12 protein-coding genes and 1 pseudogene are annotated in these 18,697 nt (G+C 40.6%); 7 read left to right on the plus strand and 6 right to left on the minus strand.

Annotated features, from left to right (window positions below; genetic code table 11):
* The first annotated feature begins 138 nt into the window (after positions 1–138).
* From H6G86_RS22110 to H6G86_RS22120, 3 genes are all read left to right on the plus strand, one after another.
* Positions 139–1,422, plus strand: coding sequence for a valine--pyruvate transaminase (locus H6G86_RS22110; protein ID WP_190936106.1), 1,284 nt, complete (start codon positions 139–141; stop codon positions 1,420–1,422).
* 138 nt (positions 1,423–1,560) lie between these two features.
* Positions 1,561–2,313 carry a ribosome maturation factor RimM gene (gene rimM / locus H6G86_RS22115; protein WP_190936120.1) on the plus strand — a complete coding sequence of 251 codons (753 nt, stop codon included), beginning with the start codon at positions 1,561–1,563 and terminating at the stop codon, positions 2,311–2,313.
* Positions 2,314–2,649: 336 nt separating this feature from the next.
* The gene (locus H6G86_RS22120) at positions 2,650–5,031 is read left to right on the plus strand and encodes a phosphoketolase family protein (RefSeq protein ID WP_190936107.1); all 2,382 of its coding nucleotides are present in this window, start codon (positions 2,650–2,652) and stop codon (positions 5,029–5,031) included.
* A gap of 232 nt (positions 5,032–5,263) precedes the next feature.
* Here H6G86_RS22120 and H6G86_RS22125 read toward each other — a convergent pair whose 3' ends face one another.
* Positions 5,264–7,504: an IQM protein middle domain-containing protein gene (locus H6G86_RS22125; protein ID WP_190936108.1), complete on the minus strand. Its 2,241-nt coding sequence runs from the start codon at positions 7,502–7,504 to the stop codon at positions 5,264–5,266.
* 1,003 nt (positions 7,505–8,507) lie between these two features.
* Here H6G86_RS22125 and H6G86_RS22130 point away from each other — a divergent pair.
* Both H6G86_RS22130 and H6G86_RS22135 read left to right on the plus strand, forming a co-directional pair.
* Positions 8,508–10,193 carry a DUF1565 domain-containing protein gene (locus tag H6G86_RS22130; protein WP_190936109.1) on the plus strand — a complete coding sequence of 562 codons (1,686 nt, stop codon included), beginning with the start codon at positions 8,508–8,510 and terminating at the stop codon, positions 10,191–10,193.
* Between the two features lie 428 nt (positions 10,194–10,621).
* Positions 10,622–12,838 carry an FUSC family protein gene (locus H6G86_RS22135; RefSeq protein WP_190936110.1) on the plus strand — a complete coding sequence of 739 codons (2,217 nt, stop codon included), beginning with the start codon at positions 10,622–10,624 and terminating at the stop codon, positions 12,836–12,838.
* Between the two features lie 80 nt (positions 12,839–12,918).
* On the opposite strand, the gene H6G86_RS22140 is transcribed toward H6G86_RS22135, so the two are convergent.
* The 3 genes from H6G86_RS22140 to H6G86_RS22150 all read right to left on the minus strand — a co-directional run bounded on the left by H6G86_RS22140 (position 12,919) and on the right by H6G86_RS22150 (position 17,382).
* Complete coding sequence (locus H6G86_RS22140; RefSeq protein ID WP_190936111.1) at positions 12,919–15,357, minus strand: hypothetical protein; 2,439 nt, start codon at positions 15,355–15,357, stop codon at positions 12,919–12,921.
* A 287-nt stretch (positions 15,358–15,644) separates the two neighbouring features.
* Positions 15,645–16,532 (minus strand): S-formylglutathione hydrolase, encoded by an 888-nt coding sequence (gene fghA / locus H6G86_RS22145; protein ID WP_190936112.1) that lies wholly within the window; start codon positions 16,530–16,532, stop codon positions 15,645–15,647.
* Positions 16,533–16,590: 58 nt separating this feature from the next.
* Positions 16,591–17,382: an ion transporter gene (locus tag H6G86_RS22150; protein ID WP_190936113.1), complete on the minus strand. Its 792-nt coding sequence runs from the start codon at positions 17,380–17,382 to the stop codon at positions 16,591–16,593.
* 88 nt (positions 17,383–17,470) lie between these two features.
* Here H6G86_RS22150 and H6G86_RS22155 point away from each other — a divergent pair, with 88 nt between their 5' ends.
* Entirely contained in the window at positions 17,471–17,896 is a 426-nt protein-coding gene (locus tag H6G86_RS22155; RefSeq protein ID WP_190936114.1) for a nucleoside deaminase, read from the plus strand.
* Between the two features lie 56 nt (positions 17,897–17,952).
* On the opposite strand, the gene H6G86_RS22160 is transcribed toward H6G86_RS22155, so the two are convergent.
* Positions 17,953–18,096: a hypothetical protein gene (locus tag H6G86_RS22160; RefSeq protein WP_190936115.1), complete on the minus strand. Its 144-nt coding sequence runs from the start codon at positions 18,094–18,096 to the stop codon at positions 17,953–17,955.
* Positions 18,097–18,225: 129 nt separating this feature from the next.
* A complete protein-coding gene (locus H6G86_RS22165) occupies positions 18,226–18,405 on the minus strand; it encodes a hypothetical protein (protein ID WP_190936116.1) in 180 nt (59 codons plus the stop codon).
* 26 nt (positions 18,406–18,431) lie between these two features.
* Here H6G86_RS22165 and H6G86_RS22170 point away from each other — a divergent pair.
* Positions 18,432–18,697 (plus strand): annotated as a pseudogene (locus H6G86_RS22170) (photosystem II q(b) protein); the annotation flags it as partial.

Consider the following 18,697-nt stretch of genomic DNA (forward strand, 5'->3'; position numbering starts at 1 on the left):
CTTTGTTAAAATATCATTCTCTCGCTAGATTGGTTAAGGCGGCGACAGCTGTTTTGGCAACGATGTAAACTAGATGTCAGCAGTAACCCCCAAATAATTTGTCCACCTCTCGATTAATACATTATTTTGTCACAGCTTATGAACCCTGCCCTAACTCAAATTGGCGCTCAAATGTCCAACCTGACTGGCGTAAGAGCAATCATGAAGGATATTATCGAGACATTAAGAGGGGGTGCAGGGCAGCAATTTATTAATTTGAGTGCTGGTAATCCGTTGATTTTGCCAGAAGTAGAGCAGTTATGGCGGGATTGTACTGCACAGCTTTTGGCTAGTCCAGAATATGGTGAAGTAGTTTGTCGTTACGGTTCAAGTCAGGGCTATGCACCATTAATTCAAGCGATCGCTAACGACTTTAACAAACGCTACGGGTTAAACTTAAGCGATCGCAATATCCTCATCACCCCCGGTAGTCAAACCCTCTACTTCTACGCTGTGAATAGCTTCGGTGGCTATACCCCTAGCGGCGAGTTAAAACAAATCGTTTTGCCCCTCAGCCCTGACTACACAGGTTACGGCGGCCTCTCCTTAGTTCCAAAAGCTTTAACTGCCTACAAACCAACTCTCGATATTGATGAAGCCGCCCACCGATTTAAATATCGCCCCGACTTCAGCCAACTGTCGATTTCAGAAAATACGGGTTGTATCCTCTTCTCTCGCCCTTGTAATCCCACTGGTAATGTCCTCACTGAGGATGAGGTGAAAAAGATTGCTGCTTTAGCTGCGCCTTACAATCTACCCGTGTTAATTGATTCAGCTTATGCGCCTCCCTTCCCAGCATTGAATTTTACCGAAATGACACCAGTGTTTGGCGATAATATCTTACACTGCATGAGTTTATCGAAAGCGGGATTACCAGGAGAAAGGGTTGGTGTTGCCATTGGGGATGAAAAGTGGATTGAGGTACTGGAGTGTTTCCAGGCAAATATTGGTCTCCATTCTTCACGTTACGGCCAAGCGATCGCAGCTCTTGCAATCAACTCTGGCGCTTTAGTGGAAATTTCTCACACTGTCATCCGTCCCTTTTACCAAAATAAGTTTACCGTTTTAGAAACCAGCTTAGAACAAGCGATGCCCAAGGATTTACCTTGGTTCCTTCATCGCGGTGAAGGAGCAATTTTTGCTTGGTTGTGGTTACAAGATTTACCCATCAGTGATTGGGAATTTTACCAGCTAGTTAAGCAAGTAGGTGTGATTATTGTCCCAGGAAGTAGCTTCTTCCCCGGTTTAGATGAAGAGTGGGCGCACAAACACCAATGTTTCCGCATCAGCCTCACAGGTACGGATGAAGAGATAGCCACTGCTATGCAACGTTTAGCAAAAGTGGCTGAAGAAGCTTATAAAGGTGCGGCGGTGACTGCCTAGTACCGCAAGGCAGAATTAAAAATTAAAAATTAAAAATGAATACAGCGTAAGCGTTTTATGGTTACTGAGCGGAGCCGAAGTATTGATTTAGAAGGGGTGGTTTATTTCCGCCGTGTTGTACTAGTAGGAAAAATGGAAATGAAACACGAAAAAGCTAATAAAGAGATCGGAGGCAGAGGTGCAGAAGTGCAGAGGGGCACAGAGGCACAGAGGCAGAGGGGCAAGACAGTAGGAGGAAATTCAAAAATTCAAAATGTCCAATCTCCAGTCCCTAATCCCCAGCCCGTAGTTCCCAATACCCAATCCCCAGTCCCCAATCTCGATAATTGGTTAGAAATTGGTAAGATTGTTTCCCCTCAAGGATTGTCTGGAGAATTAAAGGTTTATCCTGTATCTGACTTTCCCGAAAGATTTGAAGTGCCGGGAAAACGTTGGTTGTTGCGTTTAGATGGCACAGAACCACAACCAATCGAATTATTAACAGGACGTTATATCAGTAACAAAAACTTGTATGTGATCAAATTAGCTGGTGTGAAAACTTGCGATCAGGCGGAGACGTTGCGTGGTTGTAAGTTAATGGTGCCAGCAAGCGATCGCCCCCAATTAGCCGAAGATGAATATCATGTCCTCGATTTGATTGGCTTGGAAGTCTTCATGCAAGGATCTGGCGAACTCGTTGGTACGGTGGTAGACATCATCGCCGCCGGCAATGATTTGTTAGAAGTAAAATTACACCCATCTTTTACCACTGACAAAGGACAAATGACAAATGACAAAAATCAAAAGACTGTTTTGATTCCATTTGTGGAAGCGATCGCACCAGTCGTAGATTTGAAATCTAATCGTATTGAAATTACGCCACCACCTGGGTTATTAGAAATAAATAATTAGGTCATTAATTAACTGCTCAATAGATTTTTCAAGCGGAGAATATTTCATTATTTGTAATTTATAATGACGCTAGTTTCTCTTTAAAAGACGCTACACGAACGTAATTCGTAAGTTATACGCTCTTACTTTACACATTCTGTCTTGCTTTTCAGTATCGTCATAATTCGTAATTCATAACTCATAATTCATCGCTTCTCCATTCTGTACCTAAAGCGAAGGAATCTGATAACAAAGGCTGGAAAAATTCATCATGGATAGATGGCAATCATATTGAAAAAAAGTATAATTGCTTACTGGATGAACTCATCAAAAACCTTTTGGAATGGAGTGTCGATAATGACATTAGCAACGACTCCACAAACAAAGCCTTTAACAGATGAAGAACTACGGAAGATCAACGCCTATTGGCGTGCAGCTAACTATCTTGCCGTTGGGCAAATATATCTACTCGACAATCCGCTACTAAGAGAACCCCTAAAGCTGGAACACGTCAAACCCAGACTCTTAGGGCATTGGGGAACAACACCAGGGCTGAACTTTATCTATGTTCATCTGAATCGGGTCATTAAAAAATATGACCTCAACACAATCTATATTGCTGGGCCCGGTCATGGAGGCCCTGGACTGGTAGCCAACACTTACTTAGAAGGCACTTACACCGAATATTACCACAACATCTCTCAGGATGCTGAGGGAATCAAGAAACTCTTTAAACAATTCTCTTTTCCCGGTGGTATTCCCAGTCACGTAGCACCGGAAACTCCTGGTTCGATTCACGAAGGTGGGGAACTAGGTTATGCCCTCGTCCATGCTTATGGTGCTGCCTTTGATAACCCTGACTTAATTGTTGCTGCTGTTGTCGGTGACGGTGAAGCTGAAACAGGTGCTTTAGCAACTAGCTGGCATTCCAACAAGTTTCTTAACCCGGTACGTGATGGTGCTGTACTGCCGATTCTGCACCTGAATGGGTATAAAATTGCTAACCCAACGACATTGGCACGGATTAGCCATGATGAGTTGGAGAGTTTATTTGTAGGCTACGGCTACAAACCATACTTTGTAGAAGGTGAAGATCCCGCAGATGTTCACCAGCAGATGGCGGCGACTCTAGAAACAGTGATCGCAGAAATTCAAAGTATCCAAAGGGAAGCCCGCGTACATGGTTTCACCAAACGTCCCCAGTGGCCGATGATTGTCATGCGAACCCCCAAAGGTTGGACAGGACCCAAGGAAGTTGATGGCAAAAAAACTGAAGATTATTGGCGATCGCACCAAGTTCCCTTTGGGAATATCGCTAAACAGCCAGAACACCTGAAACTCCTAGAAGATTGGATGAAGAGTTACCAACCAGAAGAACTCTTTGACGCTAACGGCACACTGACTCCCGAACTAGCAGAACTAGCTCCCAAAGGGCATCGACGCATGGGTGACAATCCCCACGCTAACGGCGGTATTTTGCTGCATGACCTGAAAATGCCCGATTTTCAAGACTATGCTGTAGATGTTACTGAACCAGGGAAAGCGATCGCAGAAGCTACTAAAGTGACTGGCAAATTCCTGCGGGATATCATGCGACTTAACCAAGAAAGTAGCAATTTCCGCATCTTCGCCCCCGACGAATTAGCATCGAATCGCCTAGATCCTGTGTTAGAAGTTACAAACCGGGTTTGGGAAGCCGAGATTTACCCCGAAGATGACCACCTTTCCCCCGACGGTCGGGTAATGGAAATTCTCAGCGAAACTTCTTGCCAAGGATGGTTAGAAGGCTACCTCCTCACAGGTCGTCACGGGTTCTTCACTTGTTACGAGGCATTCATCCACATCATTGATTCCATGTTCAACCAACACGCCAAATGGTTGAAAACCACCAGACATATTCCCTGGCGTAGACCGATCGCTTCCCTCAATTACCTTCTTACCTCCCACGTTTGGCGACAAGACCACAATGGCTTCTCTCACCAAGATCCTGGTTTTATCGACCATGTGATTAATAAGAAAGCAGAGATCGTTCGCGTGTATTTGCCCCCCGATGCCAACACTCTGCTATCAGTAACTGACCATTGTTTAAGAAGCCGCAACTATGTCAACGTCATCGTTGCCGGAAAGCAACCAGCATTGCAATACCTAAATATGGATGCTGCTATCAAGCACTGCACCAAAGGCATCGGTATTTGGGAATGGGCAAGCAACGACAAAGACAGCGAACCAGATGTAGTGATGGCTTGTGCTGGGGATATTCCCACCTTAGAAACCTTAGCGGGTGTGGATATTCTGCGCCAGCACTTTCCTGATTTAAAGGTGCGAGTAGTGAACGTAGTCGATTTGATGACACTACAGCCAAAAAGCGAACACCCGCACGGTTTGAGCGAAAAAGACTTTGAAACAATTTTTACCACAAACAAACCGATTATCTTTGCATTTCATGGCTATCCTTGGCTGATTCATCGCCTAACCTATCGTCAGCCCAACCATGATAACTTGCATGTGCGTGGCTATAAGGAAGAAGGAACCACCACCACTCCCTTTGATATGGTTGTGCTTAACGATCTAGATCGCTTCCATCTAGTAATGGACGTAATTGATCGCGTACCAAAACTAGGATATAGGGCAGCTTATGTCAAACAGCAGTTGCAAGATAAACTGATTGAACACAAGCATTACATTGAGAAGTACGGCGACGATATGCCGGAAATTCGGGACTGGAAGTGGCCCTATTAAGAAGAAGACACACTTTTTCAGTTGAAGAGAATACACAACTTTGCCAACTCCCTTACTTTGTCGGAAAGGGAGTTTTCGTCTATGTCAGTGAACCAGGCACACTTCTCAAAAGTAGATCAAAAAGCGATCGCACTAAGATAATTGGGCAAGGATACCCAGCAGGAGCATTTGTTGATGGAATACTCAAGTGCTACAAAATTAGGCGATGTCTACGACGGGCTACGCCTATGCACTAACTACTCTTTCCCCGTGAGGCTTTCTCCCTCTTCCTTCTCTGCTCGATTATATTTACGTTCTTTTGCTGCTGTTCGCGGTATTCTTTGAATGCATCACTGTTTTCATATTTTTCAATCCATTTATTACCTTGCATGTCCCCCAAATCTCTTGTGTATACCATATAAGTTTCAGGGTTTACACCTAATTTTTCCAAATGCATTAAAGTTGTATATATTTGATGCATATTAGGTTTATAGTGACCGCTTTTATCTGCGATCGCTTCAAGTTGGCCATTTATAACCTTGATGGCACCAGCACCTTTGATTGGGATACCAGCTAAAGCACTTGAATGATGATACTCCCCTTCGGTATGGGCATCGGCATAAAACTTTCCATCAGGGCTAAGAACAAAAATCATCCAATCATTTCCATTATCTGGTGCATTTATAGCTTTCATACCTTCTGAGCTAAGGTCATCTCCAAAGGCATCTGTCCATGTACCTCCGCTAATCGTCACTCCTCTCGGTCTGCGCTCTGCTTCCGACTCCAGATATTTGACTCCTGGAATCTTTATTCCTTTTTGATCTAGCCAATCCCAGAAAGAATCTGTAGTGGGAGGTGGTGAAGATTCCCCAGCATATTTTGATTTTGCTTTCCACTCCCAAAAATTTGTTTTGCCACCTTCTAGTTGTTTTTGCTGTTCAAAAGCTGCTCTCATCTCCTTGTCTCTTGCTTCTTGCTCATTCAGCCATTCAACAATTCCAGTGTCATTGACCCATTCTGCATGTTGAGATCCTAATTTAAAGGCAGGTCGATGTAGCGCGTCCCATGCCTCTAACCAATAATTCTTCTTGGCCTTGTCGTCATCATAATTTAAGCTTTTAGACTTACCTTTTATCTGAGGTAAAGATGGATCTGTTTTTACTATCTTCTTCAGTTTGTTCCAGCGTTCCTTCCCGGTTGTCTTTGGCTTGGTTTGCTCTTCTACTTTGCTTTTAGGTCTCTCTATGTTGGTTGACTCTTTCGGTTTATTGGAAGTATTCTCCGATAGAAACTTTTGCAGGAGGCCTCGAACCTGTTCATCATTCAAGCCATCAGCTAAAGAAGAGTTTACCAGCAAAGCACGTATTTTCTGTCGTGATTCTGTATTGTCTCCATGCTCAACAATCTCTTGAGTTTGTTTTATATGTTCTGCTAGTTCTTTTTCATAAAAATGCCCACGTAATTTAGTAGTTTTTATTAAGTTTTCAGTTTCTAATTTTAAGTTAATTTCTTCTACTAATTTTATTATTTCTTCATCGCTTAGAGGACTAATTGCAGTGAATCCATCTTTGATTTTATTTGAAAGTAAATCAGTTAATATTTTTCGTGCCAATCGCATTATATCGTCGTAGAAAACTTGAAAATCCTCTTTAGTTGTGAAATTATCTGGATTCTCTTCTTTTTCTTTTTTATATAAAGAAAAAAGATAGTCTGCTATTTTATTTAAGTTTTTTTCTACCTGTTGATTGATATCAAATAAGTCTGTTTCTGATGCAGAGGAGGTACTTGGCAGAATTTCATCTTCTGACTCTTTCGCCTCTTCCTTCGATTCGTTAGGTTGAAAATCTAAGACTTGCGAGTCAGTATAAATGCTTGATTCAGACTGGGATTCTGACTGTTGCGCCTCTTTCTCTGCTTTGATATACTTATTTGCTACCCGATCTATTATTGGTTTTCTCTTATCATTCAGCCACGGTTGTGAGTCAGTTGAAACTTTATTGTCTTCCGCTATCTGCTCAAACTTTTTAATCAAGTCTCCAACACCAAGAAGCTGGATAACATTTCCATCTGTCTGAGTTACCTTACACTGTATCCCATCTACTGTATTCACTACATTACCCGATTCACTCGATGCTGTTCTCTTATCGCTTATACCAACCTGATGTTTTAGTTTAGAAGCCGCCTGAATAGGAATATCCTTACTCTGCGGTTGATGCATCTGACTTACGACATCTGCGGCTACCTTGTCCGCTTCCTGCTCATACTTATCCCCAGGCTGTCCAATTGTAAGTTGTGGCTGAATCTGTGGTGCTAAACGTGTTTCACGCCCTGTAAATAAACCAGGGATTTCTAACAAGTTAGGCTGACCCTTACTACTTTCTTTTCTCTGCACCCAGAAGTCATTCATCTTGGCTTTTAATACACCCAAGCGTTCCTGTCCCTCTGGCGTTATCGTGCCATACTTTGCCTGGATATCTAGTTTTGTAGCCTCCATTTTTTGATTTTGGAAGGCTTGATTCTCTATTTCCTCCTGCGTGGGAGGCTTCCTCGATGTCTCTTTACTCTGGATACCGAATGGTCGAGACGCTAACTTGGAGTTTTCTTGAAATGTTTGAGGATTCTGAGAGTTAGATTTGTGGACTCTTTGGAATTTCATTTACAACTTGTTTATAACTTTCAATAAAAGAGGTATTCTATGTAGATTATCCTTCTTTAATTATTCCCGCCAGAGTCAAAGCTTAAATCCTTGCACATTCAGATTTAGCTCGCCGGGCTTCATTTCAGCAACGCTAAAATCTCTTGATCTAAAACACTGGCGATGATATTTATATCTCAGGTAGCTGAAGACATTAGTATGTAAGTGTTCAATAATAAAACGGGCGTGTCTAAAGGGGGCAATAAATTCTGGAAATTAGAGTTTGTTTCCTACAATCCATTCGGAAGGACTTAATAAATATTTAGCTGTTTGCTACTTTTTATTAACTTCATCAAACCAATCGCAATACTTTGGATTAAGGTTTGCTCCTCCCTAACCCTCCTTAAGAAGGTGAGAATTAAGTCCTGTTTTTAAGGGAAGCCAGCGCGGTGAAGCAGTGTGGTCTTCTCTCAAAGGGCTACGTGGTGTACACAAGTCTTCTAGAGTTGCCCCACAGGCTTTTAATCCACCCAACCCTCCCTTAAAAAGGCTACCGTGTACACACAAGTTTTTTAGAGTTACTGCGTAACGTAGGTAGGTTAATTTTTGCAGATCGCAACTAAGGTTCAAGTCAAAAGACTTGTGTGTACACCGTAGCTTAAAAAGGGGAGCAAAGACCTCTCAAAGTCCTCCTTTTTAAGGAGGATTTAGGAGGATCTACAACGACTTTGGTTTTGTAGAAAGAATTTGCATAAGTTTTTAACTTTGTAGTGAGAAGTACTTTAAGTTACTTAACGCATCCAACGCTACCCACTTTCACGGTTAGCGCTAGGATAGCTATGTATTTTATTAAAGTATAAATATGGCTCAAGCTTTTTACGTAAATCCAGCATCAGGAAGTGATACCAACGTCGGTAGTCAACAAGCCCCCTTCAAAACTATTACCCAAGCCCTTAAGGTAGCTACTATTGATACCAAGATTCAACTGGCAGATGGTAATTACAATGCTGCTAGTGGTGAAGTCTTTCCGCTAACGGTTCCATCTGGTGTGACAGTGCTGGGTAATGAAACAAACACTGGCAAGGGCATTTTGATTGAAGGCAGTGGTACCTACTTGAGCCGTACTTTCGCTGCTCAGAATGTCACATTTGTGTTGCTGGATAAAGCCGAACTCAGGGGGGTCACTGTAACAAATCTGGCTAGCCGTGGTAGTGGTGTCTGGATTGAATCAACTGCTCCTACTGTTGCTAATAACACTTTCACCAACTGTAAGCGGGAGGGAGTATTTGCTACAGGTGAGGCGAACCCAATTATTTTAGGTAATTTGTTCAGTGAGAATGCAGCCAATGGAATTGCGATCGCTAAAAATTCCAAAGGTCAAATTCAAGGTAATACCTGCTTCAAAACAGGTTTTGGCATCGCTATTAGTGATACTGCATCACCCATCCTTCGAGATAACAAAATTTACGAAAACCGTTCTGGGATTGTCATCTCTGGTAGTGCCCGTCCCCTATTACGTAACAATGTCAGTGAAAATAACACTGATGATGGTATCACAGTAATTGGAACTGCCCTACCGGATATCGGCAGTACTAATAACTTAGGAGGTAATACTTTACGCAATAACGGTAAATTTGATTTGCAAAATGCCAGTTCCAACAAGCTGGTTTCTATAGGAAATAAAATAGATGCGTCTAAAGTCGCGGGAAGCATAGAGTTTGCAGATAGTTCGGTTCCCACGCCGACACCCACCCCGACACCAACCCCAACACCAACACCGACACCAACCCCAACACCCATACCAACGCCAACCCCAACCCCAACACCCATACCAACGCCAACCCCAACCCCAACACCCACGCCAACCCCAACCCCAACACCCACGCCAACCCCAACTCCAACACCGATACCAACACCAACCCCAACACCCATACCGACACCAACGCCAACCCCAACCCCCACACCTACTATCGAATTAACCGATATTAGTAATCATTGGGCAGGTGGGTTTATTCGGGAATTAGTCAAATTGGGGATAGTTAATGGTTTTCCCGATCGCACATTTAAACCCGATGCTACGATGACACGGGCACAATACGCCGCATTATTGGTAAAAGCTTTCAACCCATCGCCAAACCGCCTCGTGGTTAAATTCAAAGATGTACCCGCAGATTTCTGGGCATCTAAGGTTATTCAGCAGGCATATCAAGGTTTATTTCTCTCTGGTTTTCCTGACAATACTTTTGGCCCAAACAAGAATATTCAGCGCGTGCAAGTGATTGTCTCTCTAGTCAATGGGTTGGGGCTATCTGCTGATGGTACAGCATCTATAAAAGCTTTCGATGACCAAGCCAAGATTCCTGAATATGCCAAGGATGAGGTAGTAAAAGCTATAAACAAGGAGATTATTGTCAATCACCCGAACCTAAAACAACTCAATCCTACCCGTGATGCTACACGCGCTGAGGTAGCGGCGATGGTATACCAAGCTTTGGTAGATGCTGGTCGTGTAGCGGCGATCGACTCACCTTATATTCTGACTGCTTGATTGTTCAACTAATTTATTTTGCACAATCAGATGATTTTTTTAGGGGCAATTCATGTAGCCACATTCGCAGTTACATGAATTGCTCCTACAAAATGGTTTTAAATTAGAGACAGATCAAATTCATACTTCATTTCAAAAAACGCCGTTTTTAGTTTTTACTCGAATGGGGGCAAATTATTCGGGTTACATCAAATTATCTCAAGCATAACTTTGGCTAAAATTGGTTACACAGCCTTAGCAATTTCTGGGACATACACCTGTGAAGCTTAGTTAGCAATCATTCTGTTAGTGATCAAGTAGCAAAAAGTGAATCCTAATATTCACTTTCTCGAAAAGCTCTCACTTGCCCACGATGAATTAGAATAAATCTAAATATATGAAAATATTAAAAAAATCCAAATAAAAATTTTGTTTTGTTAACAAAAACAATGCAGTTGAATCGAAGTAATTTTCTCAGGTCTCTGATCCAGCCAGAGCCAGGAAAACCAGCAATATCCAACGGCTTGCGAGCTGCGTTAGCGTTGGGGGTTCCGATGCTAATTGGGCAACTCATCAACCAAAGGGAAAGCGGATTATTTGTCGGTTTAATGGCTTACTTTGTCAACTTAGCAAATGTTGGTGGCCCTTACCAGATCAAAGCTAAGGCAATGGTGGCGGCTACTTTGGGAATGGCTGTTTCAGTATTTGTGGGTACTCTAGTCGCTAAAATTCTCGGATTATCTGTAGTACTGACATTTCTCTGGGGACTTGCTTCAGGTTTTGCGTCGATGTATGGTAACGCTGGTGCAAATGTCGGTCTGGTTGTAGGGGTATCATTTATCTCCACGATCGCACAGCCAGGAAATCTGGAAGCCGCACTCATGCGATCGCTGCTATGTCTAATTGCAGGTGGATGGGCAATGTTACTTTCTTTAGTAATGTGGCCTTTTAGACCTTATGACCCACTAAGGATGGCTTTGGCTGATTGCTTCAGTGGAATTGCCAAGTACATTCAGGCTTTTGTCGCTAAGGTGACAACACCTGAAAGTATTCTCGAAATTAGACAGGCATTAGAGACAGCACGGACTATTTTAAGTACTGGACGGATTGGAAAACCTGCTCGGAGTTGGATGGATGAGCAGTTATTGGTGCTAATTCAGGATGGCGATCGCTTGCTTGGCTCAGTTATTGCCTTAACAGAGTTACTAGAAACACACTTCAAACAACAGCAATATCTGGCAGTTCAGCAATTAGTAGACGATGCACTCGAACAAATATCAGTCGTTCTGCAAGCCATAGCGAAAGTCATATCTCGCAAGCCTGCTAGCATCGATCTGGGAAATCTCAACCGCATTTATGAGGCACTAAAAGAACAAGAAAGTCTGCAAAGAAAAGCAATTGCTGGGAGTGAGACAGACTACACAACCCTTGTTGCTTTCACTAACCTGGTGCTGATGATTGAAAAACTGATCAAGCAGTTGCAATATACAGCTCAGACAGTTAAATCTCTGGTAGAACATAACAATATGAGTCGCCGAGATATAGATAAACTTCTTGTAGTTAAAGATGAGCAGCGATCGCTCTTAAGTTTACTCAAAGACAACCTCACTTTAGACTCAGCAATCTTTCGTCATGCTCTCCGCATTAGTGTAACTCTAACTGTAGGCGTAATCCTATATAGCATTACTAATTTACCAATGGGGTATTGGGTAACACTGACAAGTATCCTAGTCCTCAAACCGAACTTGGGCGCAACTTTCCAGAGGTTTTTTCAGCGAGTTGGCGGGACGATCTTGGGAGCCGTGCTAGCAGCTGTTCTAGTCGCAACCATCACCAGTAAGACTGTGTTAGACATCATCATCGTGCTGACAGTATTTTTTGGCATTTCCCTAATCAGTGTCAACTATGGGTATTCGGTGATTTTCTTATCAATATTTGTCTTACTAATTATCGATATTGGTAATCCCATTGGTTGGCAATTTGCTGGCTTTCGTGTCTTGAATACATTAATTGGGGCGGGACTGGCTTTTGCAAGCCATTACTTTATATTGCCAAATCGGGAACGCGATCGCTTACCCAGTCAACTCGCTACTGCACTGCGAGAATGCCACAAGTACTTTTGGGATGTGATGGCTGTTTACCAAGGAACAAAAGAGCATGACTCCACCATTATCAGTCAACGGCGACAAACGGGATTGGCAATTGGCAATGCTCAAGCCTCATTTCAAGGATTGCTGCGCGAACCCCAAATGCCCAAAGAATTAGTAGAACCAGTGATGACGCTGTTGGTGTACATGGGACGTTTTACTAACTCCGTGACAGTTTTAGCAGTACATCTCGAACATTTTCGAGGAACAGTGCCACTACCGGAATTAGAAACTTTTGTCCGCCAAGTTTCGCTAATGTTAGAGCAGTTAGCTGATTCAGTACAACTGGAAATTACCCCACCGCCCTTACCTGGCTTGGAAGAAACGCTGCAAAAAATTCAACCGCACCTGCAAGCACTGCGTACAGCGCGAATACAAGAGCTAGCTGTAAATCAAGGGCATACACCTGTTCGTCAAGCAGTCATTGATTACAGCATATTAGATTTGGAGATCGATCAGATTGTCCGGCGGTTGACTGCTATGCACTCAGCGATGGAACGGCTAATTTCAACGAAATAAAGCGCATTTTTTTCTTTGCAAGTACCTATTTTTCCCAAATCAAATAAGACTGCTATATTATTTTGTTCCTTGCTGATCTTTCAAAAATGGATTAATGGCAAAAATTTCATAATATTTGTTACTTTCTTTAAAGTTTTTAATTCTGGGATATCTGGTTTTAATTGTTCTGCGATCGCTAATTTTTGTTCAGCTTGCCCAGGTTGAAAGTCATACAAATAAACAACAGCTAAATAAAGATATATGTAAGGATTTTTAGCATCATATTTAGTTAATTCTATTAAATTTTGGATTAATTCTGGAACTTGGCGCTGTAAAAGTTGCGATAAGACTAGAGTGTAACGCCAATTTAAGTTATTTGGCTCTCTTTGCAGATGATAATTAGCGGCAAATCCAATCTGTTTTAAATAATCTTGAGTAGGATCGTATAGATTGAAATTATCTATCTGTGCAAATATATTATTTAATTTACCCTGTTGTAACTCTTGTGCTAGTTGTGAAGTTCGAGTAACGAAATCTAGAGGTGGGGATTTTTCTCCTGTTCCTACATCTGTCACATCTACAGTAATATCTGGAATATTTAAAGATGTGGTGTTGTTATTTCTTCTATCTAAATATAGTGCTGATAATTTATATTTTCCTACTGGTAACGTTTTCGGAATAAATGTGGCTAAGGCTTCTTTCACCTGAAAAGTTCCTTCAGGACGACATTTGATACCACAGTATAAATTTCCTAAGCCAATGGCATGATCGTGATCCCAAGATGATTGGCTGTTTTGCCATTTTAATAGTAAAATACCATTTTGCAAATCATCCCATGATCCTGTTATTTGATATGTTACTGGGTTATTTTTATCTAAAATCAATTGCTGAGAAATATCAACCTTTTCTAGATTAATTGCAGACTCAGTATTACTTATTTTTTGAACAACTACATAAGGATTCTTGCGGTTATATAATCGAAGTTTATCTCCATTAGGCAATATCCAATCGCCCTGTAATTTCAAATCAGTAGAAGATTTAACTAAAGAGTTTAATTTCCGTTTAATCTCTCCACTGTCTCCTGGTTGGTTTGGTTCATTATCTCTAGTGACATACCAAGAAAAATATTGTAAATCTTCCTCTACCTGAGATAAATTATATGTGAATTTTCTACCATATACGCGGAAATCTGCTAATGCGCCAAAATAATCTAAAGTAAACTCATTTACCTGAGATGTAGAAATAGGAATTACCCCTAAAGTTGACCTTAAATATATATTTGTTTCAATGATTTTATTTATCAGTTGATCCAATGGATATTTGTTGCCATCATTATTAGGGAAATGTTTACCACCCCATGCTTGAATTAGGGGTAAGGGAAACAAATTATTGACTAAAAATATACTACTTAATACCAGAGTTGCTAATCTCAGCCTATCAAAATATATATTTTCAATTAAGTTAAATAAATCCGCTAAGATTAAACTAATTATAGGAAAGCACGGCAGAATAAATCTAATGTCTTTATTTGTACCCAAAGTACAAATTATATAGCTACTTACTAAGGTAACTAATAACCAAATTCTAGCGGATTTATGGATAGATCCGGGAATTAAATCATTAGTAAATTTATATTTGATAATATAAACCAATAAAATACCAATACTTACAGATAATATTGGTAAACCAACGCTTTCTGGGATCATCTTTGGATAGAATAACCATCCAGCAATAGTTGTGACCGAAGGATCACCTTCTCCTTTTCCGACTTGGTTAGCGTTTAATGCCGATGTAATAATTGTTAACCAATTTAAGCTATACCAAAAACCACAAATTAACCAAGCTATCATCAAAGACAAGCAAGCTTGTATTAGCTTAATGAATTTACGTTTTATAATAAAAGTAATTAATGTCCAAATACTAGGAACTAAAATAAAAATAAATCCTGTAGGTTTAGTCAACAATATTAAACCTATACCTACGCCCAATATGATAGTTAACCCCCATGATAAAAACCCAATATAACTATCTTTCCAAATTGTCAAAATTGTGAAAGTTACTATAACAATTGCTGTTAACCCGTAATCTAACAAATAATCTGTCCGTATAATTCCTAAAATAGGAAATAACAGACAAAATATGCTGGCAGTTATGCTAGTTTTTCGGTTTTTAAATAAAAAGTTCCCTAAATGATACACTGAAAGTATAATCATTGCAGTATATAATAAGTTGACCAAGCTTGCCTGGTCATATCCACGCCCAAACAACATCAAGAATGGTACGGTGCAAATATATAAAAAAGGAGCGCGATAACTTGGAGTTAATTGCCACAGAGATAACCACCAATTTCCTGAGAAGATATTAAAGTTTTGAAAAATCCTATAATGATGTAATGCTGTCGTTAAATGTGCGCTTTGATCGTAGGATGGAATCGAATTATCTAATAAAAACCAAGTTCTATCTATAACTAATGCTATCAGCCAAATTATTAAGAGGATAATATAGTCTTTTTTCCTCTGAGAAAGCACAAAAATATTCATATTTATTGCTCAAAAATCAAGCTAAACTAATTATATATCTGTCATGTATCGCTGTTTTACTAAATATTATGTCCGCTTAACTACTTATTCAACGCCAAGAATGCCCCTTGATCCTAGAAAGGATTAAGAGATGGGGTTCAATGATTGTGGGAATCATAACTGCTTTTTTAGAGGATGTTTGAAAAGTCCTCTTGTCGGTATCAAAAGCTCTAGATTCTGCTAAATCCTCCGATAAATTGGGGGACTTTGATTCCGGCTCCTCATTTTCTCGTATTCTTGTTCAAAAATCAAAATAGAAACGTGGGGTTTAAATAGATAAACACTGCTGTAATCAATAAAGTGAACGCATGGTGGCGAATATGATCTTCAATAAAACTGGCGATGAAATAATAACTGTGGTCATAGCCTTCTTGGTAACGCAAGTTTAGCGGCTGCTTAACATCTGCACAAGCTTTTTCAAACACTTCCGGTAGTAATTGTTCCGCTAAAAATTTATCAGCAGTACCTTGGTCAATGAGAATTGTACTGTGATATCCTACTTTTTTGACTAATTCACTAGCATCATAAGCACGCCAACTTTCTTGATTTTTGCCAAGATAACCACTAAAAGCCTTTTGTCCCCAAGGACAACGCATAGGTGCAGTGATAGGTGCAAAGGCTGATACTGATTTGTAAAGTTCTGGGTTTCTCATTGCACAGACAAGTGCCCCATGTCCCCCCATTGAATGACCGAAAATACCTTGTTTTTCAGGTTGGGTGGGGAAATTTGCGTTAATCAAAGTAGGTAGTTCGTGGACAACATAACTATACATTTGGTAGTTTTTACGCCACGGTTCTTCTGTAGCATCAACATAAAAGCCTGCACCTGTACCAAAGTCCCAGTCATCATCCTCGCCTGCAATGCCAGTATTACGCGGACTAGTATCTGGTGCAACCAGCATTAAGCCGTACTCAGCCGCAAAGCGTTGCACTCCCCCCGCCTTCACCATAAAATTCTCTTCCGTGCAAGTCAACCCAGAGAGGAAATAGAGAGTTGGCACAGGTTTATGAATTGCTTGTGGTGGTTGATAAACAGCAAAACGCATTTCACCATTACAGGTTGAGGAGAAATGACTGTAAAAGCCGAGTTTGCCACCAAAGCTTTTATATTCTGAAATGACGTTGACGTTAGGCATTGACTATATCTCGAACTACCTGGTAATTAGCACTATATACCGTCGTAGGCATCGCATTTCAATCAACTCTGTGACTAGGTAACTTAGTCCCGCACCTTTTACAAAACCCAGCATCTATATCATGGAAAGCCAATCCACAGTTGGAACAAACCATTTCTACCTGATTAGCAGTTTTCACAACTTGCTTAATTAAATCCCCCACTTGCCAGGGAATCAGTGCAATTCCTGTGAAAATCATCAATACCGTTAGCAAACGTCCTAATTCAGAAATTGGAATAACATCACCAAATCCCACAGTTGTCATTGTCACAACAGAGAAATAGAATGCATCCAAAAATGTCCCGTAATTTTGAGGATTAACCGGATGCTCTACTTGATATATTAAGCCAGAATAAATAAAAACAATTGCAAATAATGTAAATAATATCCGCGCAAAGATCATGCCATCTTCAGTGCTGATAGTGGCGAATAAAAATCTTCTATCTATAAACCTGATTAATCGTAAAATCCGAAACCATCGCAGTAGCCGGATAAAGCTAATATCCACCATCCCTATAAAGAATGGCAAAATTGCCATTAGGTCAATAATCGAATAAAAGCTAAAAATATACTGAATTTTGTTTTCTGCACTCCACAAACGGAGTAAATATTCCACCGCGAATATGATGACGATCGCAGTATCGACTAGATGTAATTCAAATCGCACAGAATCAGGAATATTATAAGTTTCTGCGACAAAAATTCCTGATGATAATAGTACCAAAGCGGCAAGTGTTAAATTAATCGCCTTACCTATTGGTGTTTCTAGGTCTTTTAAGTAGAATTCTGTTTCTTGTCTGCTCAATAACATATTCGACTATTAACTAATCTTAATTCCCAGTTATAGCATCAGAAATACGATATTATTAATCACTATCCTTATATTAACCTCACTTTATATGATTCCAGAATATTTTATGCGTTTAGCTTTGGCGCAGGCAAAAGAAGGAGATACACCTTACGGTGCTGTGATTGTTAAAGATAACGAAGTTGTTGCCGTAGCTCATAATACTGTTATCAGAGACAACGATCCATCAGCCCATGCTGAAATCAATGTTATTCGTAGTTTAACAGCTAAACTTAAAAACCATTTTTTAGAAGGTTATAGTATATATACAACTTGCGAACCTTGTCCAATGTGTGCAACTGCTTGTGTTTGGAGTGGTTTATCTGAAATTGTATATGGTGCTTCAATTCAAGACTTAATCTCGATAAATCAATCACAAATTAATCTATCTTGTGAAGAGGTAATCGCTAAATCATTTAGAAGCATTAAAGTTATCAAAGGCATTTTAAAAAATGAATGTTTGGAGTTATTTAAATAAACTACAACACATTTAGCTTTTTCATTAGGTAAATGCAAATCATTGTAGCAACTGTCTTAAAAGTCGTTATGGGCATTGGTTGGAATATTTTTTGTCCCCAACACCGTTACATATAAGGTTGTATATAAGCCAATACCCTTGGGACGGTCTACCACTTCTTCTAAGATACTAAGGTTGAGTTGAAGAACGAAACCCAACATACGCCGTTTTAGCTTTTAGTCTTAACCCAAGCGTATTGGTATATAAGCGGCTTCAGCTCCTTGCCTTATCAAGGTTGGTTTTGTACAGCTTCAAATAGAAATAGTATAAGTAACCGCAATATTGCAGATTTAGGCAACCGATCGCGGAAATTCATTTGAAATCAAATCCTCTCGCTTGCTCATAAACTTGGGCTGTTGATAAGTAAAGCTGATGAGTTCAATCAGTTTTACAAAAGTGAAATAGTTGATGAAAAATTGTAAAGCATTGTAAAGTATATTCACAGGCAAAGACAAACGAGCCTGATTCATAAATCACTAACCGCACTTATAAAACAATGACAACAACCTTACAACAGCGCTCAAGCGCCAACGTATGGGATCGATTCTGTGAGTGGATCACCAGCACCAACAACCGCATCTACATCGGCTGGTTCGGCGTAGTCATGATCCCCACCTTGCTAGCAGCTACTGCTTGCTTCGTAATCGCCTTCATCGCCGCACCTCCAGTAGACATCGATGGTATCCGTGAACCAGTAGCAGGTTCCTTGATCTACGGAAACAACATCATCTCTGGTGCAGTTGTTCCTTCCTCCAACGCTAT

Source organism: Nostoc sp. FACHB-133, assembly GCF_014698055.1.
Lineage (GTDB): Bacteria > Cyanobacteriota > Cyanobacteriia > Cyanobacteriales > Nostocaceae > Nostoc.

Coding starts and splice junctions, on each gene's coding strand:
- H6G86_RS22110 (WP_190936106.1), top strand. CDS start 139: ATGAACCCTGCCCTAACTCAAATTGGCGCTCAAATGTCCAACCTGACT.
- H6G86_RS22130 (WP_190936109.1), top strand. CDS start 8,508: ATGGCTCAAGCTTTTTACGTAAATCCAGCATCAGGAAGTGATACCAAC.
- H6G86_RS22120 (WP_190936107.1), top strand. CDS start 2,650: ATGACATTAGCAACGACTCCACAAACAAAGCCTTTAACAGATGAAGAA.
- H6G86_RS22125 (WP_190936108.1), bottom strand. CDS start 7,504: ATGGAGGCTACAAAACTAGATATCCAGGCAAAGTATGGCACGATAACG.
- rimM (WP_190936120.1), top strand. CDS start 1,561: ATGAAACACGAAAAAGCTAATAAAGAGATCGGAGGCAGAGGTGCAGAA.
- H6G86_RS22150 (WP_190936113.1), bottom strand. CDS start 17,382: ATGTTATTGAGCAGACAAGAAACAGAATTCTACTTAAAAGACCTAGAA.
- H6G86_RS22155 (WP_190936114.1), top strand. CDS start 17,471: ATGATTCCAGAATATTTTATGCGTTTAGCTTTGGCGCAGGCAAAAGAA.
- H6G86_RS22160 (WP_190936115.1), bottom strand. CDS start 18,096: ATGTTGGGTTTCGTTCTTCAACTCAACCTTAGTATCTTAGAAGAAGTG.
- H6G86_RS22135 (WP_190936110.1), top strand. CDS start 10,622: ATGCAGTTGAATCGAAGTAATTTTCTCAGGTCTCTGATCCAGCCAGAG.
- fghA (WP_190936112.1), bottom strand. CDS start 16,532: ATGCCTAACGTCAACGTCATTTCAGAATATAAAAGCTTTGGTGGCAAA.
- H6G86_RS22165 (WP_190936116.1), bottom strand. CDS start 18,405: ATGAATCAGGCTCGTTTGTCTTTGCCTGTGAATATACTTTACAATGCT.
- H6G86_RS22140 (WP_190936111.1), bottom strand. CDS start 15,357: ATGAATATTTTTGTGCTTTCTCAGAGGAAAAAAGACTATATTATCCTC.